This is a genomic window from Sorangium sp. So ce131, assembly GCF_051519095.1.
Taxonomy (GTDB): domain Bacteria; phylum Myxococcota_A; class Polyangia; order Polyangiales; family Polyangiaceae; genus Sorangium.
Genome location: NZ_CP150455.1, coordinates 2,539,594 through 2,563,044, shown reverse-complemented (window position 1 = coordinate 2,563,044; position 23,451 = coordinate 2,539,594). Strand labels below are relative to the sequence as shown.

Genomic DNA, 23,451 nt, shown 5'->3' with positions numbered 1-23,451 from the left:
ACGCGCCGCCGCGCGGGGTGCTAGCCTCTCGCGCATGGCCGACGACATCAGCAGGGACATCCAGCTCCTCGATCGCGATCTGATCGCCGTGCGGCGCGACCTGCACCGGCACCCCGAGCTCGGCTACGCCGAGGTGCGCACGTCGCAGCTCGTCGCCGAGCACCTGCGCAAGCTCGGCCTCTCGGTGCGCACCGGCGTGGCGAAGACGGGCGTCATCGCCGATCTCGAGGGGGAGCGCCCCGGCGCCACCTTGCTGCTGCGCGCCGACATGGACGCGCTCCCCGTGGAGGAGCGCTCCGGCCACGATTTCCCGTCCGAGGCGAGGGGCGTGATGCACGCGTGCGGCCACGACGCGCACGTGAGCGCGCTGCTCGGCGCGGCCACGCTGCTCTCGGCGCGCAGGGACCGGATCGCCGGCCGGGTCCGGTTCCTGTTCCAGCCCGCGGAGGAGCTCGCCGGCGGCGCGCTGCGGATGATCGAGGAGGGCGCGCTCGACGGCGTCGATCAGGCGCTCGGCGCGCACGTGCTCACCCCCTTCCCCTTCGGCGTGGTGGCGACGCGCTCCGGGCCGTTCTTCGCGGGGATCGACGCGTTCGAGGTCGTCGTGATCGGGAAGGCGGGTCACGGCGGCCTGCCGCACATGTCCGTCGATCCCGTCTACGCGGCGGCGCAGGTCGTCACCGCGCTCCAGTCGATCGTCTCGCGCGAGACGAAGCCCGGGGAGCCGGTGGTCGTGAGCGTCTCGGCGATCTCCGGCGGGAGCGCGGCCAACGTCGTCGTGGAGCGCGTGTCGCTCCAGGGCACCGTGCGCTGGTTCTCGCAGCAGAGCCGGGAGCACGCGCTCGGCCGCATCCAGGGCATCGCCGCCGGCGTCTGCTCGGCCCTGCGCGCCTCGTGCGAGTTCAGGGTCCTGTCGAGCTCCCCCGTGACGGCCAACGCCCCCGGCCCCGTGGACCTGATCGCCGCCGCCACGCGCGCGACGGAGCGCGCCGCCGTGACCGATCCCGGCGCCCTCACGGTCAGCGAGGACTTCTCGGAGTTCACGAGCCGCGTCCCGGGCTGCCTCTTCACCGTGGGCGCAGGCGGCCCGACCGCGGCGCCGCACCACCACTACGCCTTCGACATCGACGAGCGCGCCATCTCCCTCGTCGCCGAGATCTTCACCCGCGCCGCGCTCTCGTCCCTCGCGCCGCAGTGATCCCCTGCCCGGCGCTGCCCGGGTCCCCGTGAGCTCGGCAGGCCCCCGTGCTGCCCGGGTCCCCGCGACATAGGTAAGCCCCCGGCGAGGGGAGCCCGCCGCGCGGCGCGCAGGACGGAGGGAAGCCCCCGGCGAGGGAGCCCGCCGCGCGGCGCGCAGGACGGAGGGAAGCCCCCGGCGAGGGAGCCCGCCGCGGGACGGGCCGCTCTCAGTGTCTCGTGTTGTCGAGGGAGGGTCGGCCGGCCCGCGGGGCCAGGCGTCGGATGACGCCTGCGCCCCGCGCGCCCGCTGCCCGCGCTACCGCGGGATGTTGTCGCGCTGGCAGGTCGAGCTGCAGCCGTCGTTGCTCATGGTGTTGCCGTCGTCGCAGGCCTCGTACGCCGTCTGCACCGTGCCGTCGCCGCAGTGCGGCCCGTACACGCACCCCGGCGCGCACTTGCCGTACCCGCCGGTGTTGTTGCCGTCGCCGTCGTCGCACTGCTCGTTGCCGTTGCGGATGCCGTCGCCGCAGCGCGGCCCGTACACGCAGCGCGGCCCGCACTGGCCGTAGCCGCCGTCGTTGATGCCGTCGTCGCAGTCCTCGCCGGCCTGGACCACGCCGTCGCCGCACTGGGCGCCGTAGCGGCAGGTGTCGCTGCAGCCCGTCGCCGCGTTCGGCGGATCGCACTGCTCGCCCCACTCCTCGTCGACGTGGCCGTCATTGCACCTGGGCGCCGGCGTGCAGTTGGTGAGGCAGCTGCCGTAGAGGCCGTCGTTCACGCCGTCGTCGCAGGTCTCGCCGCCGTTGATGACGCCGTCGCCGCAGTACGGCCCGTACTCGCAGCGCCTGTTGCACCCGCCGTACGCGCCGTTGTTCCTGTCCTCGCCGAGGTCGCACTGCTCCTCCTCGGGCTGGACGATGCCGTCGCCGCAGCGCGGCCCGTAGTGGCACGAGGGGTAGCACTGGTCGTACCCGCCGTCGTTGATGCCGTCGTCGCACTCCTCGCCGAACACCGCCTGCACCACGCCGTCGCCGCAGTGCGAGGCGAACCGGCAGTTCGCGCAGTTCAGGTCGTCCGCGTCGTCGCACTCCTCGCCCCAGTCCCTGTCGATGACGTTGTCGCCGCACTGCGGGGCCGGCGTGCAGCCCGGCGCGCACGTGCCGTACGTGCCGTCGTTCACGCCGTCGTCGCACGACTCGGGGCCGTTGCGCACGCCGTCGCCGCAGTACGGAGCGTACTGGCAGGTCGACGTGCACCCGCCGTACGCGCCGTTGTTCATCCCGGCGCCGAGGTCGCACTGCTCCAGCTCGGGCTGGACGATGCCGTCGCCGCAGCGCGGCCCGAGCAGGCACGAGCGGCCGCACTGGCCGTACCCGCCGTCATTGATGCCGTCGTCGCACTCCTCGCCCTGGTCCGCCTGGATCCTGCCGTCGCCGCAGAGCGAGACGCGCTTGCAGCTCACGCAGGTCCGGTCGGTCGTGCTGTCGCAGTCCTCGCCCCAGTCCGTGTCCACGCGGCCGTCGCCGCACTTCGGGGCCGCCGTGCAGGTCGGGTTGCACGTCCCGTACGCGCCGTCGTTCACGCCGTCGTCGCACGCCTCGGTGCCGTTCCTGATGCCGTCGCCGCAGTACGGGGCGTACTGGCAGGTCGCCGTGCACCCGCCGTAGGCGCCGGTGTTCATCCCGTCGCCGAGGTCGCACTGCTCCTCGCCGGCCTGGACGATGCCGTCGCCGCAGCGCGGCCCGTACACGCACGAGCGGGCGCACTGGTCGTACCCGCCGTCGTTCGCGCCGTCGTCGCACTCCTCGCCCTGGTCCGCCTGGACGATGCCGTCGCCGCACAGGTCGCCGAGCCGGCAGCGTACGCAGTTCGGGTCGGCGCTGTCGCACTCCTCGCCCCACTCCACGTCCACGCGGCGGTCGCCGCACCGCGGGGCCTGCGTGCAGGTCGGGGTGCACGTCCCGTAGCTGCCGTCGTTGATGCCGTCGTCGCACGCCTCGGTGCCGTTCCTGATGCCGTCGCCGCAGAACGGACCGATCTCGCACGAGGTCGTGCAGCCGCCGTAGCCGCTCGCCGTGTTGCTGGAGCCGAGGTCGCACGCCTCGTACGGCGTGTTGACCTGGCCGTCGCCGCACCGGGGCGGGGTCACGCACCCGGGCGCGCAGGCGCCGGAGGCGTTGGCGTACGTGCTGTTGTTGACGCCGTTGTCGCACGCCTCGGGGCCGTTGCGCACGCCGTCGCCGCAGTACGGCCCGAGCTGGCAGTTGTTGCACTGGCCGTAGCCCGACCCGTTCTCGAGGCCGTCGTCGCACTCCTCCCCCGGCGTCACGACCGGCGTCTCGCCCCCGCACTCGGGCTCGCACACCGAGGTGCCGGCGCTGAAGCCCGCGAGGGACAGCCGGTAGTTCGAGCCGGTGACGTGGCGCTCGGCCTGGAACACCACGATCTCGTAGACCTTGCCGGGCTCGAGGTTGAGATCGACGCGGTAAGGGGCGCGCGTCGGGCAGCGGGCGTTGGTGCAGGGGGTCACGAGGGCGTCGCCGTCGTCGAGGATGGTGACGCTCTCCTCGAGGCGCTCGTGGATGCCGCCGATGTCCGCGGTCAGGGTGTTCTTGATGAACACCCACACGTCATCGTCCCCGAAGAAGTTGAGCACGGGGTCCGGCGCGGCCCCGTTCGGGGTGAACTGGAACCAGTAACGGACCTCGCTCGTGAAGTAGAAGTTGTGCCCGGCGTCCCGCGTCCGCTCCAGGCCGGAGGCGACCAGGCTGTTGAGCGCGGGCTCCCCCATGGGCGGCGGCGAGTCCACGGGCCAGAACGGGGTCCGCTCGTACACGAAGGTGCCCGGCGTGGTCTCGCGGAGATCGATGGTGGTGAGGAGCGTCCGGTTGTAGTTCGGGTTGTCCCGGTACCACCACCGGAAGTTGCTCTGCCCCGTGGTCCAGCCGTTCGCGTCGCTCGGCTCGGGGGTGCGGGTGCCGGGGTTGTACCTGTTCACCGGCTTGCCGTCGGCGTCGAGCGTCAGCTCGACGGTGTTGTCGGTCTGGTTTCCGCTCGGGCTGATCTCGAAGTCGAAGTGGCCGATGATGCCGTCCGCCTGGTTGGCGTCGCAGGTGCCGTTGGTCGTGCTGGAGGAGGTATAGGTGTCCGGGCACCAGCCGATGAAGTCGCGGATGACCATCGGCAGCCGCATCTCCGTGGGCGTCGTCGTGCAGGTGTAGCCCGGCTCGGTCCTGCACTCGGCGGAGCAGCCGTCGCCGTCCTCGGTGTTGCCGTCGTCGCACTGCTCGAGCGGATCGCCGGGCAGGAGGATGCCGTCACCGCAGATCGAGGAGCACGCGCCGGCGGCGCAGGACGGCTCGCGCTTGCAGTCCGGCGTGCAGCCGTCGCGCCAGTTGCCGTTGCCGTCGTCGCAGGCCTCGGTGCCCTCGCGGATGCGGTTGCCGCACACGGAGAGGGCTCTGCAGTCCTGGGGCTCGCGGTTGTCGCAGACGTGACCCGGCTCGATCCTGCAGGTCTCATCGCAGCCGTCGCCGGGGAAGAGGTCGCCGTCGTCGCACTGCTCGGCGCCGTTCCTGATGCCGTCGCCGCAGATCGTCTTGCAGGGGAACCCGACGCGCGAGCAATCCCACCCGTCCTCGATGAGCTCGCAGTCGGCGCTGCAGCCGTCGTCGTCGGCCGGCTCCTGGCCGTCGTCGCAGACCTCGGTGCCGCCGATCACCCCGTCGCCGCAGACGGGCTCCGGGGGCGGGGTGCAGGCGCCGCCGCCCGGCGGGCACGTCCAGCCGAGCTCGAGCCGGCACTGCGACGTGCAGCCGTCGCCGCCGACGGGGCTCTCGCCGCCGCCGTCGTCGCACTGCTCGCCCGCCTGGAGCACGCCGTCGCCGCAGTACGTCCGCCGCGTGCACGCCTGGCCCGGCCTGCAGATCCAGCCCGCCTCGAGCCGGCAGTCCGCGGAGCAGCCGTCGCCGGACGCCGGCGGATCGTCGTTGTCGTCGCACTCCTCCGAGCCGTTCACGCGGTGGTCGCCGCACCGGTAGAGGAGCACGCAGGGCTCGCCCGGATCGAGGCACGCGTAGGACGCGTCGATCGCGGTGCAGTCGGCGCTGCAGCCGTCGCCGCCCACGGCGTTGCCGTCGTCGCAGACCTCGCCCGGGTTCACGGCGCCGTCGCCGCACCGGATCGAGCTCACGCAGGGCCGCCCCGGGGTCGTGCAGGTATAGAAGGCCTCCTGCCGGCAGAGGCTGGAGCAGCCGTCGCCGCTCGCCGTGTTGCCGTCGTCGCACTGCTCGCCCGTCTCGCGGAGCCCGTTGCCGCAGACCGGCAGGCGCGTGCAGGGCTGCCCGGGCCGCGAGCACACGAAGCCCGGCTCGCGCGTGCAGGTCGCGCTGCACCCGTCGCCGGACGCGGGCGGATCGTCGCCGTCCTCGCACTCCTCCGAGCCGTTCACGCGGCCGTCGCCGCACCGGTGAAGGAGCACGCAGGGCTCACCCGGCTCGAGGCACACATACGGCGTCTCCACCGCGCTGCAGTCGGCGCTGCAGCCGTCCCCGCTCGCCGTGTTGCCGTCGTCGCAGGTCTCGCCCGGATCGAGCGCCCCGTCGCCGCACCGGATCGTGATCTCGCAGGGCACCCCCGGGACCGGGCAGGTGTAGAAGGACTCCTGCCGGCAGAGGCTGGAGCAGCCGTCGCCGCTCTCCGTGTTGCCGTCGTCGCACTGCTCGCCGCTCTCGTGGTTCCCGTTGCCGCAGACCGGCAGGAGCGAGCAGGGCTGTCCGGGCCGCGCGCACACGAAGCCCGGCTCGCGCGTGCAGGTCGCGCTGCAGCCGTCGCCGGACACGGGCGGGTCGTCGCCGTCCTCGCACTGCTCGCCGCCGTTCACGCGGCCGTCGCCGCACCGGAACAGGCGGATGCACGGCTCGCCCGGCTGGGGGCACACGTAGACCGGGTCCACCACCCGGCAGTCGGCGCTACAGCCGTCTCCGTTGTTCGTGTTGCCGTCGTCGCAGAGCTCGCCGGGGTCGACGGCGCCGTCGCCGCACCGGATCGTGAGCTCGCAGGGCTCACCCGGGGTGTCGCAGACGTAGAAGGACTCCTGCCGGCACAGGCTCGAGCAGCCGTCGCCGCTCGCCGTGTTGCCGTCGTCGCACTGCTCGCCGCTCTCCTCCTCGCCGTTGCCGCAGACGGCCAGCCGCGAGCAGGGCTGCCCGGGCCGCGCGCACGCGAAGCCCTCCTCGGGCATACACGTCGCGCTACAGCCGTCGCCGGACACCTTGTTGCGGTCGTCGCACCGCTCGTCGCCGTTCACGCGCCCGTCGCCGCAGTCGTAGAGCAGCCTGCAGGGCTGGCCCGGCACGGGACAGACGTACGCGGGATCGACGTAGTAGCAGTCCTCGCTACAGCCGTCGCCGTTCGTGGTGTTGCCGTCGTCGCAGAACTCGCCCGGATCGAGCACGCCGTCGCCGCACGCGATGGTCAACACGCACGGCGCGCCGGGCGTGGGACACTCGCAGTAGGGCTCGATCTCGCACAGCCCGGAACAGCAGTCGCCCGGCAGGGTGTTGCCGTCGTCGCACGCCTCGCTGGCCTGGTTGATCTCGCCGTCGCCGCAGGCAGGTTCCTGCGGAAACTCACACTCGGGGGGCGGGTCGTCGACGTCGCAGGGGTCCGGCTCGCCGCCGCCCTGCCCGCCGAAGCCGGGGCCGCCGCCCAGGCCCCAGCCGTCGTCTCCGCCGGTGCCGGCCCCTGGACCGGCCCCCGCGCCGCTCCCCGCGCCGCCTGAGCCGGTCTCGCCTGTAGACGGCGACCCCCCTCCGCAGGCGGCGGCGACTTGGAGTAGCCCCACCATCAAAGCCAAATAAGACGCTCTCACCCTCACGACACACCTCGACGAGCACGAGCGGATGCGCTCGCGCAGAAAGGCCGACGACCCTTGTTCCAGGGTAGATCAGCCGCCCATCGCACCTCTAGACGAAAATGACTCCATCCTGCGCCACGCCGCCTCTACGTGACCGCCGCTGGCCGCCGCGGGTGGACACTCGCGACCATGGAGTCCGTTTGCTGCGGATTCCGCGAAAGCTCTCCTGAGCCCTCCGGGAGACGGACGCGCGCTTTCTGCGGACAACGCGCGATTGACGCGCGTAGCGCGACGCGGCGAAGGGCGAACTCGGCAGCTCCGAGTCAGCGCGGGTGTCCGCCCGGCGAGGGCCGGGCGTCGCGCCCCCACAGGGCCTTGACATTCGGGCTCCTTGGCGGGGTCTCGAGATGTTTTGGGTCCAAACGATCCCGCGCCGGCGCGGCGCGGCCCCGAGGCGCGCCCGGCGGCGGCCGGAGGGCGGCGCGGCCGCGCGGCGCGACGTGGTGATTGCGCGGCGTCGCCTCCTGGATCGGCCGTGTTACCCGGCGCGCGCCGCCGCGGCGAAGGCGCGCAGCAGCCGCTCGCGCTCGCCCCGCACGTAGCGAATGTCCTCTTCGTACAGCGCGGGGTGGCCGGCCGCGATGTGCGCCTGGAACGCGGCCTCGCCCGCCTCGGCCCGCTCGCGCATGGAGGCGACGAGCGCCGTCAGCCGGTCGGCGATGGCGTCGAGCAAGAAGGCCCCCGGGGCGAGGCCGTAATCGCGGCAGAACCGGGCTGCGCGCAGCCCCTGCTCCTCCGGGCTGCCGGCGCTGTCCGGGTTCGTCGGCGCGTGCAGCGGCGCGAACCGGTACACGGCATAGGCCAGGTCCCAGACGCGCGGCGCCGGGTGGGCGGTGTCGAAGTCGATGAAGCCGACCACCCGGCCGTCGCGGACGACACAGTTGTAGGGCGCGAGGTCGCCGTGGCAGATCACCTCGGCCGGCGACCGGGCCGGCAGCTGCCATCGGTCTTCCGGCGAGCGCACGAACGTGGCGCTCGCGTCGTGGAAGCGGCGTAGCAAGACCGCGGCAGACGTCAGCAGCTCGGGCGTGCGCAGCGCGGCCGGGAGCGGGTTGTGCACGTCGCCGTCGAGGTACGACAGCACCTCGTTCCCCTCGTCGTCGTACCCGATCGGCTCCGGCGCCGCGTCGAAGCCCGCCGCCCGCAGGTGTTGCAGCAGCCGGTGGATCGCCGGCGACGCCGCCGTCGCGGGGCGGTGCACCCTGTCGCCGCGCCGGCGCACGGTGTTCACGCCGCCGTGGAGTACCGTCTCTTCGACCATGTCGCGCCCTCGTCTCGAGGTTGTCGTCCCACGACCGCCGGTCGTGTTCACTTTTGCAGCCGGAGCAGCCTGGTGAGGCGGATCGCCCGCCGGATCGGCGTTCCCAGGAGCGCCACGCCGGCGCCTCTGTCAAGGGCGCCCATCGAAGAATCGACGTGCATCATCGAAAAACCGATGGGGGACATCGAAAAACCGATGGGGGACATCGAAAAACCGATGGGGGACATCGAAAAACCGATGGGGGACACCGAAGAATCGACGCGCCTCATCGAAAAACCGATGCGGGACATCGAAGAACCGATGCAGGAGAGCGGAGAACCGACGTCGGACGTCGGCGGCTCGATGGGCGACGTCACGGGCGACGTCGCGATGAGCCGAGGTACACCTCCGCCGACGTGAGGTGCGACCTCGGCATGGCGACGTGCCGCGCCGGGGGGACCTGTCCATCCGCGACGAGCGGGATCTGCCCGATATCGAGCGCCAGGCGCCTCTTCTACAACCCATCGAGGACCCTGCTCTGGGCGGGTTCACACCGCGGGAGTGATGCATGAACCAGCAATCTCGACGCGTTTCATGGGCCGTGCTCGCAACAGCGCTGATGAGCGCGGCGCGGCCGGCGTATGCGGATGTCACCTTCGTGGGCAGCGTGTCGCCCGCGGATCCTTCCCCCTCCGACACGCTGGTGGTGGGCGCGGGGATCGAGCAGGTCGGGCAGGTGCTCGTCACGAACCGGGGGCGGCTGGTCAGCGCCGGGGCCCGGGTGGGGTACGACCAGGGCACGGGGACGGTGGAGGTCATCGGGTACGGCTCCTCGTGGATCAACAACGGCCCTCTCGAGCTCGCCCTGGGCGCCGGCAGCAGCGGCGCGCTCGTCGTGCGCAGGGGCGCGCGGGTCACCACGGACGATCTCGTGGTCGGCGCCCGCGGCTACGTGGCCGAGGGCCGCGTGCTGGTCGAGGGCTACGACGCCACGTTGACGAGCCGCACGAACGCCCGCATCGGCCGCTCGGAGGCGCTCAGCGCGCTCGAGGTCCGGCAGGGCGCGAGCTTCTTCTCGAACCATGTCTACATCGGCGACTGCCCCGTCTGCGGGGGCTCGGCGACCGCCGCCGGCGCCCACACGAGGTGGATCAGCACGGGGGACTTCGTCGTCGGCGTGCGCGGGGCGCTGGTCGTGCGCGACGGCGCCGAGCTCACCACCGTGGGCGCGGCGCTCGGGTCCCCCCGCGGCGACTGGCTGGATCCGGTCGCGCAGGTGAGCGTGAGCGGCTGGGGCGCCGCCTGGACCAACCAGGGGCTCCTGCGCGTCGGGGCCGGCAGCTTCGCCGGCCTCAGCGTCGGCGCGTACGGCGCGCTCGTGACGGACGAGGTCGTGATCCGCTCGGAGCTCGGCGCGTCCTTCGTCCAGGTGAACGCGCCGTACGCGTCCTGGATCAACCGCGGCGACGTCGCGGTGCTCGCGTCGCTCTCTTCCTCTCCGTCGCTGCTCGTCGACCGGGGCGGCCTGGTCCACATCGGGGGCCTCCTCCGGACCGCGCCGCTGGTCGAGGGCGGGAGCTCTCCGTACCTGGGACCTTCCGTGCGCCTCGTGCGCGGCGACCTGATCGCCGGCGCGATCGAGGTCGACGAGGGCGATCTCGACTTCGCCGGCGGGCGCCTGAGCACCGGCAGCTTCGCGGGCGACCTCGTCAACACGCAGCGCGGCGCGCTGCTCGTGGGCGGGAGCCACCCGGCGACCGCCGTCGCGGGGAGCTACCGGCAGGGCCCGGACGCCGCGCTGCGCATTGCGGTCGCGGGTCCGGGCGCCGCGCCGCTCCTCGACGTGGACGGCGACGTGGACCTCGACGGCGCGCTGGAGGTCCGAGCGGCGGACGGAGCGACGCCGTTTCAAGAAGGCGATACCGTCGCCTTGCTCGGCTGGAGCGGCGAGCTCTCGGGCGCGTTCGCCGCCGTCGAGATCACGTTGCCGATCGCGCCCGGGCTCGCCTGGGACACCTCCGCGCTGTACACGACCGGCGAGATCACCGCGGTCGCTGCGCCGTAACCACACGCGAGCCTGCGCCTGCGCGTGCGCCTGCGCGCGAGCGAGCGCGCGACCGGCAAGCCGGCGCTCGGCCAGGCGACGTGCTGGCACGCTGGCACGCTGGCACGCTGGCACGCTGGCACGCTGGCACGCTGGCACGCGCGATGTTCGACGCCCGAGCGCGCTCGGTGGGACCCGGCCCAGGGTCGATTGGACAGCAGACATGCATGGCACCCCTCGTGCTACGAGAGCCACGCTTCCTTCACCTACATTCTTGCTTGACGACACTTCCTGTTCCGAACGGAAGACGCTCTTCCCGTCTCTTTGACAACACGAGGGATATGCGCAACGCAAACAGCATCGGCCGATGGTTGGGGATCGCACTCCTGGCAGGAGCGGCGTGCACGGGGTGCGGAGTCGTCTTCGTCGATCCGGAGCTCGGCTCGAGCGGAGCCGGGAATCCCCCTGGTTCCCCGACCGGGGGCGGCGTGGGCGGGTCAACGGACCCCGCGCAGGATGCGGCGACAGGCGGCACCGGCGGCACCGGCGGCACCGGCGGCACCGGCGGCACCGGCGGCACCGGCGGCACCGGCGGCACCGGCGGAGGTGACGCCGCACAGTGCACAGGACCGCTCCAGATCGCGGACCCGGCGCTCGAGGCTGCGCTGCGCGAGGCCGCGGGGAAGCCGACCGGCCCGCTCTTCCCCGCCGACTTCACCTCGATCGACCACCTCGCGGCCGACCGCCGTGGCATCGAGTCGCTCTCCGGCATCGAGTGCATCACCTCGCTCACGAGCCTGAGCATCGGCGGCAACCTCGTGACGGATCTCACGCCGCTGTCCTCGCTCACGGAGCTGCGCTTCCTGGACGCGCCACAAAACCAGATCGTCGACGTCTCGCCGCTGTCCTCGCTCGTCCAGCTGGAGTTTCTGGACGTGAAGATCAACGCCATCTCGGACGTCACCGCCCTCGGCTCGCTGACCCAGCTATATCACCTGTCGCTCGCCCTGAACCCGATCGACGACATCAGCCCGCTCGGAGCGCTGGTCGAGCTCCAGACGCTGTACCTCGGCGGCACGTCCATCGAGACGCTCGCGCCGCTGTCGGGCCTCTCGGCGCTCGACGTCCTCGTGGCGATCGACGTGGGGATCGCCGACATCTCGGCCCTGTCCACCATGACCAGCCTGCGTTACGTGGCCCTCACGGACAACCCTTTCTCCGACCTGTCTCCCCTCGCGAGCCATCCTAACGTGTCCGGCCTCGAGCTCGCGAACAACGCGATATCCGACCTGTCGCCCCTGGTCGCCAACCCGGACATCGGCCCGGGGGACTCCGTGACCGTGCTCGGTAACCCGATCGACTGCGCCGCCCAGGCGAGCAACATCGCGGCGCTCAGGGCGCGCGGCACCTACGTGACCACCGACTGCCCGTAACGCCGAGACACTCCGGTCCCGAGCGGGACGCGCTCTGTCCGTCTCTTTGACAGCCGAGGGGATATGCGCAACGCAAGCAGCATCAGCGAATGGTTGAGGATCGCGCTCCTGGCAGGAGCGGCGTGCACCGGATGCGGAATCGTCGTCATCGATCCGGAGCTCGGCTCGACCGGAACCGGGCATTCCCCTGGCTCCCCGGGTGGCGGCGGTGTGGGCGGGTCGACGGAACCCGGGCAGGGTGCGGCGACAGGCGGCATCGGCGGCGCCAGCAGCACCGGCGGCACCGGCGGCATCGGCGGCACCGGCGGCACCGGCGGCATCGGCGGCACTGGCGCCGCCGGCAGCACCGGCAGCACCGGCGGCACTGGCGCCGCCAGCAGCACCGGCAGCACCGGCGCCGCCGGCAGCACCGGCAGCACCGGCGGCACCGGCGCCGCCAGCAGCACCGGCAGCACCGGCGGCAGTGACACCGTGCTGTGCACAGGACCGCTCCAGATCGCGGACCCGGCGCTCGAGGATGCGCTGCGCAAGGCGGCGGGGAAGCTGAACGGCCCGCTCTTCCCCGCCGACTTCGCCTCGGTCGATTACGTCGACGCCAGTCACCGTCGTATCGAATCGCTCTCCGGCATCGAGTGCGCCACCCCGCTCCCGGCGCTGCTCATCAACGGCAATCGCGTGACGGATCTCACGCCGCTGTCCTCGCTCACGGAGCTGCGCCTCCTGAACGCGACGGACAACCGGATCGCCGACGTCTCGCCGCTGTCCTCGCTCGTCAAGCTGGAGCATCTGGCCTTGAACAACAACGCCATCGAGGACGTCACCGCCCTCGGCTCGCTGACCCAGCTGGAGTACCTGGCGCTCAACCTGAACCCGGTCGCCGACGTCAGCCCGCTCCGCGCGCTGGTCGAGCTCGATCAGCTGTACCTCGGCGGCACGTCCATCCCGACGCTCGCGCCGCTCTCGGGCCTCTCGGCGCTCGACGTCCTCGTGGCGAGCGACGCGGGCATCACCGACATCTCGGCCCTCTCGACCATGACCAGCCTGCGTTACGTGGTCCTCAGGGACAACCTCTTCTCCGACCTGTCCCCCCTCGCGAACCTCCCTAACCTGTCCGACGTCGTGCTCACGAACAACGCGGTGTCCGACCTGTCGCCCCTCGTCGCCAACACGAACATCGGCGCTGCAGACTCCGTGACCGTGCTCGACAACCCGATCAACTGCGCCGCCCAGGCGCGCAACATCGCGGCGCTCAGGGCGCGCGGCGCCTACGTCGCCACGGACTGCCCGTAACGCCGAGAGCCCCGCGGCCGCCGGCGCCTTCGCCCCCGCGGTCCACGACATCGCGGCACGCTGGCACGCTGGCACGCTGGCACGCCCGGGTGCCACGCGCGATTCCCCACGTCCGAGCCATCGTGGGACCGGGCCCGGGGCGCAACGAGGCCACGGACATCCCTGGCATCCATCCTGCTAGGGCAGCAATCATGTTGATCGAGCGAGAAATCAAGCGCCAAGGACGCCAAGGCGCCAAGGACGCCAAGATATTCTCTTCTTCTTGGCGTCCTTGGCGCCTTGGCGTCCTTGGCGCTTCGAATCCTGCTCGTTTCAGGCTGGTTCAACCCGTTTGTCGCTCCAGGCCTCATGTGTGGGGTTCCAAGCGAAAAACACGCTGTCCTTCTCTTCGATGACACGAGGGTATATGCGCAACGCAAACAGCATCGGCCGATGGTTTGGAATCGCGCTCCTGGCAGGGGCGACGGGCACCGGGTGCGAGCTCGCCGCCCTGGACCCGGAGCTCGACGCGCTCGGGGCCCATGGCTCCGCGCTCGACGTCGGCGCGGCCGCGCCGACGGATCCCGGGCAGGCGCAGGAGACCGGCGGCGCCGACGGCATCGGCGCCGCGGCGTGCACAGGAGCGCTCCAGATCGCGGACCCGGCGCTCGAGGCTGGGCTGCGCGAGGCCGCGGGGAAGCCGACCGGCCCGCTCTACCCCGACGACTTCGCCTCGCTCGATTACGTCGATGTCAGCGGCCGTGGCATCGAATCGCTCTCCGGCATCGAGTGCATCACCTCGCTCAGGCAGCTGTACATGGGCCACAACCTCGTGGCGGATCTCTCGCCGCTGTCCTCGCTCACGGAGCTGCGCGGCCTGGACGCGGGGAGCAACCAGATCGTCGACGTCGGACCGCTGTCCTCGCTCGTCCAGCTGGAAGAGCTGGATCTGAAGGTGAACGCCATCTCGGACGTCACCCCCCTCGCCTCGCTGACCAACCTGTTTTACCTGGCGCTCAGCCTGAATCCGATCACCGACATCAGCCCGCTCGGCGCGCTGGTCGAGCTCGATCAGCTGTACCTCAGCGACACGTCCGTCACGACGCTCGCGCCGCTCTCGGGCCTTTCGAAGCTCGACGCCCTCATGGCGAGCAACGCGAAGATCGCCGATATCTCGTCCCTGTCGACCATGACCAGCTTGAGATGGGTGGTCCTCCGCGACAATCGTATCCGCGACCTCTCTCCCCTCGTCTCCAACCCGGGCATCGGCCTGGGAGACTCCGTGTTCGTGTACGGTAACCCGCTCTTATGCACCTCCGAGAGGTTCAAGATCGAGACGCTCAGGAGGCGTGGCGTCCAGGTCAGCGGCGACTGCGTGGAACTACCCTGGTTGCCCTGAGGACCCGAATATCGGCGCTGCAGACTCCGTGACCGTGGTCGACAACCCGATCAACCGCGCCGCCCAGGCGCGCAACATCGCGGCGCTCAGGGCGCGCGGCGTCCACGTCGCCACGGGCTGCCCGTAACGCCGAGAGCCCCGCGGCCGCCGGCGCCTTCGCCCCCGCGGTCCGCGACATCGCGGCACGCTGGCACGCTGGCACGCCCGGGTGCCACGCGCGATTCCCCACGTCCGAGCCATCGTGGGACCGGGCCCGGAGCGCAACAAAGCCACGGACGTCCCTGGCATCCCTCCTGCTAGGCCTCATGTGTGGGAGAGCTGCTCTTCCTCCACCCACATCTTGCTTGTCAACAAGTCCTGTTCCAAGAAGGCACGTTGTCTTTCATCTTTGATGACACGAGGGTATATGCGCAACGCAAACAGCATCAGCCGATGGTTTGGAATCGCGCTCCTGGCAGGGGCGACGGGCACCGGGTGCGAGCTCGCCGCCCTGGACCCGGAGCTCGACGCGACCGGAGCCCATGTCTCCCCGCTCGCGGACGGCGCGGCCGCGCCGTCGGATCCCGGGCAGGCGCAGGAGACCGGCGGCGCCGACGGCATCGACGCCGCGGCGTGCACAGGAGCGCTCCAGATCGCGGACCCGGCGCTCGAGGCTGCGCTGCGCGAGGCCGCGGGGAAGCCGACCGGCCCGCTCTACCCCGACGACTTCTCCTCGCTCGATTACATCAATGTCGGCAGCCGTGGCATCGAATCGCTCTCCGGCATCGAGTGCATCACCTCGCTCAGGCAGCTGTACATGGGCCACAACCTCGTGGCGGATCTCTCGCCGCTGTCCTCGCTCACGGAGCTGCGCGGCCTGGACGCGTCGGTCAACCGGATCGTCGACGTCGGACCGCTGTCCTCGCTCGTCCAGCTGGAAGAGCTGGATCTGAAGGTGAACGCCATCTCGGACGTCACCCCCCTCGGCTCGCTGACCAACCTGTATTACCTGGCGCTCAGCCTCAACCCGATCACCGACGTCAGTCCGCTCGGCGGGCTGGTCGAGCTCGATCAGCTGTACCTCAACAGCACGTCCGTCGCGACGCTCGCGCCGCTCTCGGGCCTTTCGAAGCTCGACGTCCTTGTGGCGAGCAACGCGGAGCTCACCGAGATCTCAGCCCTGTCGACCATGACCAGCTTGAGATGGGTGGTCCTCGACGACAACCGTATCCGCGACCTCTCTCCCCTCGTCTCCAACCCGGGCATCAGCCTGAGAGACTCCGTGTCCCTGGCCGGCAACCCGATCAACTGCACCTTCCAGAGGTTCAACCTCGCGGCGCTCAGGCGGCGTGGCGCCCAGGTCACCGTCGACTGCGTGCAACTACCATGGGCGACCTTCTAGCCCTGAGGCCACGGTCCGCAGCGCAGCGCCGATGACCGTCGGCCCGGGCCAGCCGAGACCGCGGGCACGCTGGTGCCCGACATCCTGGACGTGCTCGAGGAACTCGAGGAAGAAGAGCCCTGGGTCGCCGCGCAGACCGGCCGCACCCCGCGCACCCGCGCCGAGCTCGCGCCGCTGGTCGACGACAGCGTGATGAGGGAAGCGCTCGGGCTCCCGTAGCCGGACAGCCGGCCGACGGAGGCTCCCGCAGGAGCGGCTTCGCCGTCGCTGACGCCGGCCCCCGCCGCGCCGCGCTGGCCGGCCAGCGCGGCCAGGTAGACGACCGGCCGCCCCGGCGCCGACTGGCACGAGGTTTGTAACACGGCACACCAATTGCACTGCCGGCGTGTTTTGCCGATCGAGCGATAAATCACCCTCGCTCGAGCGTGGTTTGTGGTCCCGCGAGAGAAGTATTGGCTTGATCAGATCCGTAGAGGAGGGCATCATCGATCGAATAATTAGACTTGCCACCACTCGACGCCGAAGCAGGGATCGGGCGCCGGAAGGGGGATGATGATGCATCGTCGCTGCGTGTGGTTCGTTGCGCTCCTCGCGGGATCTCTGGCCACCACGGGCTGTATCGGCGCCGAGGTCGACGAGGCGCCGGAGGATGAGGTCGACACGTCCGGGAACACCGTCCAGACGACGAACGGCTACCTGGCCAACGCCCTCAGCCCCAACGCCCTCAGCCCCAACGCCCTCAGCCCGAGCGCCCTCAGCCCCAACGCCCTCAGCCCGGGCGCCCTCAGCCCGGGCGCGCTCGCGGTCATCAAGAACCCGGGAGAGCGCGGCGACCTGGCGCGGGAGCTCCTGCGGTACATCGTGGGCTGTGCGCTCCAGCCGGACCAGACGTTCTCGTTCTCGTGGATCGAGGGCAGAGGGCTCATCCACCGCGAGACGTACCGCGGTGAGCTCGGCCTCGCGCCCTGGTGGGCCACCGACGGCCTCGGGGACGGACATCACCAGCGCTTGATCACGGCCTGCATCGCCGCGCGGGCGAACTGGTACGGTGTCTCGGTCATGATCTCCCTGCGCAACGGAGAGACGCCGCTCGGCTCGCAGGACATGGAGCGCGCGATCTTCCCGGTGAGGGAGGGCGCGTTCTGGGGGAACCTGTTCGGCGAGACGCCGTACGCCCGCGCCTGCTACGCGCCGCAGGGCGTCGACCACGCGCGCAAGGCGCAGCGCGACTGCGCGGCCGGGCACGTCGAGGTCGATCCCGCGACCGGCGCCAAGATCGTGGAGCCGTGTGGCCCCATCCTGATCGCGGGATCGTGCGACGATCTCTGCACCCGGGTGGACATGAACGGCGGCTATTACTCGAACTGCCTCGACGACCCCTTGAGCTCGCCCTGGGTGCGCACGGACGTGGTGATCACGTCCTACCTGACCCGCTAGGAGCTCGATGCGCCCGGACGCCTCGCGAGCCCAGGATCCCGACGGCGCGTCCCCGGAGGCCTGTCGCTGCCCGTCCTGCGGGCGCAGGAACCAGGGGTCGTGCCCCGAGTGCAGGCCGCCGCACGCGCCGCCGGCCGAGGCGGCGCGCTCGTCGGACGCGACGGACGTGACGGAGGTCGTCGCCGCGTCGCTGCCGCGCTTCCCGGGCTACGCCGTCCAGAGGACGCTCGGGCGGGGCGGCTTCGGCTTCGTGTTCGAGGCCGCGCCCGAGCGCGGCGGGGCGCCGGTCGCCATCAAGCTCGCGCGCGCCGACCGGCGCGGCGCAGGCGAGCGCCTCAAGGCGGAGGTCGAGGCGCTCTCCGCCGTCGGCCCGCCCCACGTGCCGGCCGTGCACGCGTGGGGGGCGCTCGACGACGGCTCGCCCTACGCCGTGCTCGAGCGCATCGCCGCGCCCACGCTCGCCGCGCGCCTCGCCGCGCGCCCCGCGCCGCGGCTCGAGGAGGCCTCCCGGATCGGCCTCGCCGCGCTCTCGGCCCTCGAGGCCGTGCACGCCCGCGGCTACGTGCACTGCGACCTGAAGCCCGAGAACCTGCTCGTCGACGCCGCGGGGGCGACGCTCATCGACCTCGGCATCGCGCGCGTCGTCGGCCGACGGCGCGGCGCGGAGGCCGAGGATGCGGCCCTGGGGACGGCGGAGTACATGGCCCCGGAGCAGTCCGACGGCGCGGCGGATCTCGACGCGCGCGCGGACATCTACGCGATGGGCGTCCTCCTGTACGAGCTCTTCGCCGGCCGGCCCCCGTTCTGGGGGCCGCGCGCGGCCGTGCTGGAGGACCACCGGAGCCGGCGGCCCCCGCGGCTGTCGGCGCGCGTGGCCGTGCCGCGGGCGGTCGAGGAGGTGGTGCACCGGTGCCTCGCCAAGGATCGCGCCGAGCGGTTCGCGAGCGCGACCGAGCTCCGCGCGGCGCTCGAGCGCGCGCTCGGGGACGAGCTCACCGCGACCGAGCGCGAGCCCCCGCGCTCCCTCGGCGGCCTCGAGCGCCGCGCGGTGGGGCTCCTGTTCTTCGAGGGCGCGGCCGATCGGATGGTCGTGCAGCGCAAGCTCGCGGCGCTCGGCGGCGAGCTCGCGTACGCGTCCGGCTCGCGGTACGTGGCCGCCTTCGCCCACGAGGGCGCGGCGAACCCCGCGCGCAGCGCGCGGCGCGCGGCCGACGAGCTCCTGCGCGCCGGCCTGTGCGCGCGGGTCCTCATCGACCTCGCGCCCGTGTCGATCCAGCCCCGCCCGGGCGGGGCGCGGCGGTTCCTGAGCGCGCTCTTCTCCCGCGCCGAGCGGTGGCCGCCCGCCTCCGGGCCGCCGGGGCCGTTCCTCACGCCGGAGGCCTCCGCGGCGCTGCCCGTGGAGGCGCCGCGCCCGGCGCCCGGGCGCGGGCGCCCGGCAGCGGCGGGCGCCGGCGCCGACGCGGAGGACACGGCGGGCGCGGCGGGCGCCGGCGCGTTCGTCGGCCGCCGCGAGATCCTCGAGCAGCTGCTCGGCGGCGCCGAGCGGGCGCTCTGCCGGAGCGAGCCCACGGTCGTCTCCGTCATCGGCGAGCCCGGCTACGGCAAGAGCCGCCTCTTCGCCGAGCTCGGCAGGCGGCTGCGCGCGCGGCTGCCAGAGGCCCGGATCATCGAGCTGCACGCGCAGGAGCCGACGAGCGGCGCCCTGGACGCGACGCTCCACGAGATCGTGCGCGAGGCGCTCGGCGTGCCCGACGCGCCCCCGGAGAGCGGGGCGCGCGCCGCGCTCGCGGAGCGGCTCGGCCCCGCGCTCGAGGAGGAGCACGGCTCCGGGCTGGCGATGGCGCTCGGGTGGGTGGACGAGCGGACGGGCGTCGAGGCGTTCCCCGGGCTCGAGGCGCGGAAGGCCGCGCCCGGCGCGCTCCGCTCGGCGCGCGTGCGGGCCGCGGGCGAGTGCCTGCGCCGGCGCGCGGCGGACGCGCCCGTCGTCGTGCTGCTCGACGACGCGCACTTCGCCCACGACGCGACGCTCGCGGCGCTCGAGTACGCGGCGCTCGCGGACGGGGCGGCGCCGCTCTGGATCTGCGCGATGGGGCGCCCCGCCTTCGCCGAGGCGCACCCCTCCTGGGGCGAGCGGGCGGCGCGGCGCGAGGCCGTGCAGCTCGGGCCGCTCGACGCCGAGAGCGCGCGGGCGCTGTGCCGGCGGCTGCTCCTGCCGGCGCGGGACGTGCCGGAGCCGGCGCTGGATCGGCTGCTCGAGCGCTCGCAGCGGGTGCCGCTCCTGCTCGTGGAGCTCGTGCACGGGCTCAAGCGCGAGGGGATCCTGCGCCGGCACCGGCGCGGCGACGCGTGGTACCTGGCGACCGACGAGCTCGACCGCCTCCCCGCGCTGCCGCTCATCGAGCCGCTGGCGCGGGCCGAGCTCTCGTCGCTCGGGCCGGCGCTCGCCGCCCACGCGCGGCTCGTCGCGCTGCTCGGCGCCGAGGTGTCGATCGACGAGATCGCGGGCGTGCTGCGCCACCTGGACCAGCGCGGCCGCGGCGGGGCGTATCCGCTCGACGCGCGGGTCGGGACCGAGCGGCTCCTCGAGGCGGGCGTTCTCGTCGGCGATCGGCGGGGGCGGCTCGGCTTCCGGCACGCGCTCGTGCGGGAGGCGATCGCGCAGGGGGTCGCCCAGGCCGAGCGGCGGCGGATCCACCTGGCGGCGTACGAGCACCACCGCGAGGCGGCCGGCGAGGGCCGGGAGCAGCGGCGGTTCAAGATCGCCTACCACGCGGACGAGGCGGGCCTCGCGGCGGTGGCGGAGGAGGCCTACCTGGAGCTCGCGGAGCGGGCGCGGGCGCGGCACGCCTACGTCGAGGCGGAGCTCCACTACAGCCGCGCGCTCGCGCAGCCGATCGCGGCGCGCGGCCCGCGGCGGAGGGCGGCGTACCGCGGCCGGGGGCTGATGCGCTACCGGCTCGGCCGGTACCACGACGCGCTCGGGGATCTCGATCGCGCGCGGGTGATGGCGATCGAGGAGGGCTCGGTGATCGAGCAGATCGAGATCCTGCTCGACGAGTCCACGGCGCTCGACTGGATGGACGACTACGGGCGATCGAAGCGGCGGGTGGAGGAGGCGCGGGCGCTCGCGCGCGGCGAGCTGCCGCCTCCGGTCTCGGCGCGCCTGTCGATGGCGGTCGCGCGCTCGCTGCACCGCGAGAGCCGCGAGGAGGAGGCGGCGCGGGAGTTCGAGCGCGCGGCGGCGCAGGCCGAGGGTCTGGGCGACGAGGGGTACGAGACGCTGGTGGTCTCGCTGCTCCTGCTCGGCTTCATCTACCCGGGGCTCGGGAAGCTGAACGAGGCGGGCGCGGCGCTCGACCGGGCGATCCGCATGTGCGAGGAGCGCGGCGACCTGCTGCACCTCGGGCCGGCGATCAACGGCCGGGCGCTGCTCCGGGCCTGCCTCGGGGACAGCCCGGGGATGGTCTCGGACCTGCGTCGGCTGCTCGCGATCGCGCGCGAGCTGGGCCTCGGGATGCTGGAGCTCGTGGGCGAGTTCAACCTGGGAGAGTACCTCTACCTGATGGGCGACCTCCCCGCGGCCGCGCCGCACGTGGAGCGGGCCATGTCGCTGGAGCGCCAGCAGCGCGGGGAGGACGCGCGGCCGGTGGTGCAGCTCCTGCTGGCGAGGCTGCTGCTCTACCGGGGCGAGGAGGAGCGGGCGCGGGAGATCATCGAGGCGATCCGGGTCCAGCAGGCGCGGGCCGCCGCCGCGGGGCGCGAGGGCGCGGCGATGGCGCCCGCCGAGGAGGTGCAGTGGTCGATGATCGACCTCGCGACGTGCGAGGCGAGCGACGCGGCGTGGGACGAGCTCGAGGCGCGGTCCGCCCTCCACTCGGTCGGCCAGGAGCAGATCGAGGTCATCGAGGCGCGGGCGCGGGCGCGCGCCCGGCGTGGCCTCGAGGCGGCGGCGAAGGAGGCGCTCGCGAGGGCGATCGAGGCGGCGGGGAGGATCCCCAACGTGATGCGGGGGCGGCTCGAGCGGCAGCGAGGGGCCTAGTTCCGGCTGTCAGGAGCCTTGGCAGGGATCGCGGAGAGAGAAGAGAGATTTCAACGCAAAGGCGCAAAGGCGCAAAGGCGCAAACCAGAATTTCTTGTGTATTTTTGCCCTCTTGAACCCCCTTGCCCCTCTTGCCCGCTTTGCGCCTTTGCGCCGGCGGACCGGGCGGGCTCAGCCTGCGCTTCTTGCGCGGAGCCCGCGGAAGAGGCGGATCGCGCCGTAGATCATCGGCCCCAGGGCGACGATGTACGTCCCCTGGCTGGGCCGGTACATGTACGTGAAGCCGGTGAGCCAGAGGCCGACGAGCAGGAGGGCGGCGCCGATCGCGAGGTCGCTCCGGCCGGGTCTCTCCCGCCGGCCGGACGCGGCCTCCGTGCGCTCGGCCGAACCTCGATAAGGATCGCCGGACGCGGAGGCGATGCCCTCGATCGCCTCACGCTCGGAGTCGACCAGCGGCGTCTTGCAGTCGCTGCAGGTCGACACGTGTTCCATGAACTCCGCGGGCGCGCCGACGCGCTGCCGGTGCGGGCAGGCGCGATAAGGACAGTACTTCACGACGAGAGCCTATGGGGGCCGGCCGGCCCCCGCAAGCTCAGGCGCTCCCGCGGCGCGGGCCCCCGCGCGGGTGAGCCGCTTCACGCGCTCGCCTCGCGCGCTTCACGCGCTCCCCTCGCGAGGCGCGCGGTCCGAGCGGCGACGGCAAGACTGCCGCCCTCGCCGAGAGGCCGCGCACGAGGCGTTCAGGCGAGCTCTTCTGGGATGTGGGCCCATGGCCCTCGTGGCTCACCCTGCCTCGCGGTAAGGTTGATCTAACCCTCGACGCGCGGCGCGCGCGCGCGGTAGAAAGGTCTCATGACGGGGGATGAGAAGCCGGTCGAGGCGGCTCGGGCGGAGCTCCGCGCCGCGCACGGGGAGGCGGCGCCGCTCGCGATCATCGAGGCCTCTGGCGATCTCCGCGATCCGGTGATCGCCGGATGGAGCGAAGGCGCAGAGCGCCTCTTCGGGTACACGGCGGAGGAGGTCCTCGGGCGGAGCCTGCTCGGCACGCTGTCGGGCCCCGGCGGACGGGAGGCATTCCGGCGCCTCGCCGAGGACGAGAGCGGCGCGCCGCACCCCTGCGAGAGCGCGCGGAAGGACGGGAGCGAGGTCGTCGTCGCGTGGGCCCAGCATCCCCTCCGCGACGGGTCCGGGCAGCCGGCGCGCGCGATCTACGTGGGGCGCTACGTCGAGCGTCACATCGAGCGTCACGTTGAGCGTCACGTCGGACAGGACACCTCGGCGCGGGCCCCGGCCGGGGCGGAGCCCGGGGTGGTGCAGGAGCTCCTCCGGGCCATCCTCGACCATTTGCCGATCGTCGTGTGCAAGTACGATCGCGAGGGTGTCTTCACGTTCCATGACGGCAAGGGGACGGAGGCCGCCGGCGTCAGGCCGGGGCAGCTCCTCGGCGCGAACATCCTCGAGCTCTACGGCAGCGACATGGAGGCCTCGTGGGGAATGCGCCGCGCGCTCGCAGGGGAAGCCGCGCGAGACGTCTCCGACGTGCAGGGCGCGAGCTGGGAGACATGGTATCTCCCGGTGCGCGACGCGCGCGGGGAGCCCGACGGCGCGATCAGCATCACCCTGAACGCCACCGAGGCGAGGCAGAGGGAGATCGAGCTCCGGGCGAAGCTCCAGCTCATCGAGAAGCAGCAGAAGGTCATCCGCGATCTCTCGACGCCCATCATCGAGGTGTGGGACAAGGTGCTGACCCTCCCCGTGGTGGGCGTGGTGGACAGCCTGCGGCTCTCCGAGATGATGGACAACCTGCTCTCGGCGATCGTGAACAAGGACGCGCGGTATGCCATCCTCGATCTCACCGGCGTCGATGCGGTCGATACGGAGACGGCCCGGCACCTCATCGAGATGATCGACGCCATCCGGCTCCTCGGCGCGGAGGGGATTGTCACGGGGATCCGGTCGAACGTCGCCCAGACGATGATCGCGCTCGGGGTCGACCTCTCCGGCGTCACGACGGTGGGCAACCTCCGCGCCGGACTCAAGCTCTGCATGCGGCGCATGGCCGCGACGGGCGGGGCCGGCGGCGCGCCGGCGAAGTGAGGCGCGGGCGCGCGCG

The 23,451-nt window shown here is 72.5% G+C and carries 14 protein-coding genes; 11 read left to right on the top strand and 3 right to left on the bottom strand.

Features of this window, described 5'->3' with window-relative positions; translation table 11 throughout:
• Window positions 1-34: 34 nt before the first annotated feature.
• Complete coding sequence (locus WMF43_RS09450; protein ID WP_437679154.1) at window positions 35-1,198, top strand: M20 metallopeptidase family protein; 1,164 nt, start codon at window positions 35-37, stop codon at window positions 1,196-1,198.
• 297 nt (window positions 1,199-1,495) lie between these two features.
• Here WMF43_RS09450 and WMF43_RS09445 read toward each other — a convergent pair whose 3' ends face one another.
• A complete protein-coding gene (locus WMF43_RS09445; protein WP_437679153.1) occupies window positions 1,496-7,027 on the bottom strand; it encodes a DUF4215 domain-containing protein in 5,532 nt (1,843 codons plus the stop codon).
• Window positions 7,028-7,574: 547 nt separating this feature from the next.
• The gene (locus WMF43_RS09440) at window positions 7,575-8,357 is read right to left on the bottom strand and encodes a phosphotransferase enzyme family protein (protein ID WP_437679152.1); all 783 of its coding nucleotides are present in this window, start codon (window positions 8,355-8,357) and stop codon (window positions 7,575-7,577) included.
• A gap of 72 nt (window positions 8,358-8,429) precedes the next feature.
• On the opposite strand from WMF43_RS09440, the gene WMF43_RS09435 reads away from it, so the two are divergent.
• From WMF43_RS09435 to WMF43_RS09395, 9 genes are all read left to right on the top strand, one after another.
• Window positions 8,430-8,756: a hypothetical protein gene (locus WMF43_RS09435; protein WP_437679151.1), complete on the top strand. Its 327-nt coding sequence runs from the start codon at window positions 8,430-8,432 to the stop codon at window positions 8,754-8,756.
• A 181-nt stretch (window positions 8,757-8,937) separates the two neighbouring features.
• Window positions 8,938-10,401, top strand: a complete 1,464-nt coding sequence (locus WMF43_RS09430; RefSeq protein ID WP_437679150.1) for a hypothetical protein — start codon at window positions 8,938-8,940, stop codon at window positions 10,399-10,401.
• A 350-nt stretch (window positions 10,402-10,751) separates the two neighbouring features.
• Complete coding sequence (locus WMF43_RS09425; protein WP_437679149.1) at window positions 10,752-11,813, top strand: leucine-rich repeat domain-containing protein; 1,062 nt, start codon at window positions 10,752-10,754, stop codon at window positions 11,811-11,813.
• Window positions 11,814-11,906: 93 nt separating this feature from the next.
• Window positions 11,907-13,103: a leucine-rich repeat domain-containing protein gene (locus tag WMF43_RS09420; RefSeq protein ID WP_437679148.1), complete on the top strand. Its 1,197-nt coding sequence runs from the start codon at window positions 11,907-11,909 to the stop codon at window positions 13,101-13,103.
• A 406-nt stretch (window positions 13,104-13,509) separates the two neighbouring features.
• Window positions 13,510-14,481 (top strand): leucine-rich repeat domain-containing protein, encoded by a 972-nt coding sequence (locus tag WMF43_RS09415; RefSeq protein ID WP_437679147.1) that lies wholly within the window; start codon window positions 13,510-13,512, stop codon window positions 14,479-14,481.
• A 406-nt stretch (window positions 14,482-14,887) separates the two neighbouring features.
• A complete protein-coding gene (locus tag WMF43_RS09410; protein WP_437679146.1) occupies window positions 14,888-15,862 on the top strand; it encodes a leucine-rich repeat domain-containing protein in 975 nt (324 codons plus the stop codon).
• Window positions 15,863-15,934: 72 nt separating this feature from the next.
• Complete coding sequence (locus tag WMF43_RS09405) at window positions 15,935-16,081, top strand: hypothetical protein (protein WP_437679145.1); 147 nt, start codon at window positions 15,935-15,937, stop codon at window positions 16,079-16,081.
• A 330-nt stretch (window positions 16,082-16,411) separates the two neighbouring features.
• On the top strand, window positions 16,412-17,299 hold the full coding sequence (locus tag WMF43_RS09400) for a hypothetical protein (RefSeq protein ID WP_437679144.1): 888 nt from the start codon (window positions 16,412-16,414) through the stop codon (window positions 17,297-17,299).
• A gap of 7 nt (window positions 17,300-17,306) precedes the next feature.
• Window positions 17,307-21,338, top strand: coding sequence for a serine/threonine-protein kinase (locus tag WMF43_RS09395; protein WP_437679143.1), 4,032 nt, complete (start codon window positions 17,307-17,309; stop codon window positions 21,336-21,338).
• Between the two features lie 171 nt (window positions 21,339-21,509).
• Here the strand turns inward: WMF43_RS09395 and WMF43_RS09390 are convergent, their stop codons facing one another.
• A complete protein-coding gene (locus WMF43_RS09390; RefSeq protein ID WP_437679142.1) occupies window positions 21,510-21,893 on the bottom strand; it encodes a hypothetical protein in 384 nt (127 codons plus the stop codon).
• Between the two features lie 297 nt (window positions 21,894-22,190).
• On the opposite strand from WMF43_RS09390, the gene WMF43_RS09385 reads away from it, so the two are divergent.
• The gene (locus tag WMF43_RS09385) at window positions 22,191-23,435 is read left to right on the top strand and encodes a PAS domain-containing protein (protein WP_437679141.1); all 1,245 of its coding nucleotides are present in this window, start codon (window positions 22,191-22,193) and stop codon (window positions 23,433-23,435) included.
• Window positions 23,436-23,451: the final 16 nt, after the last annotated feature.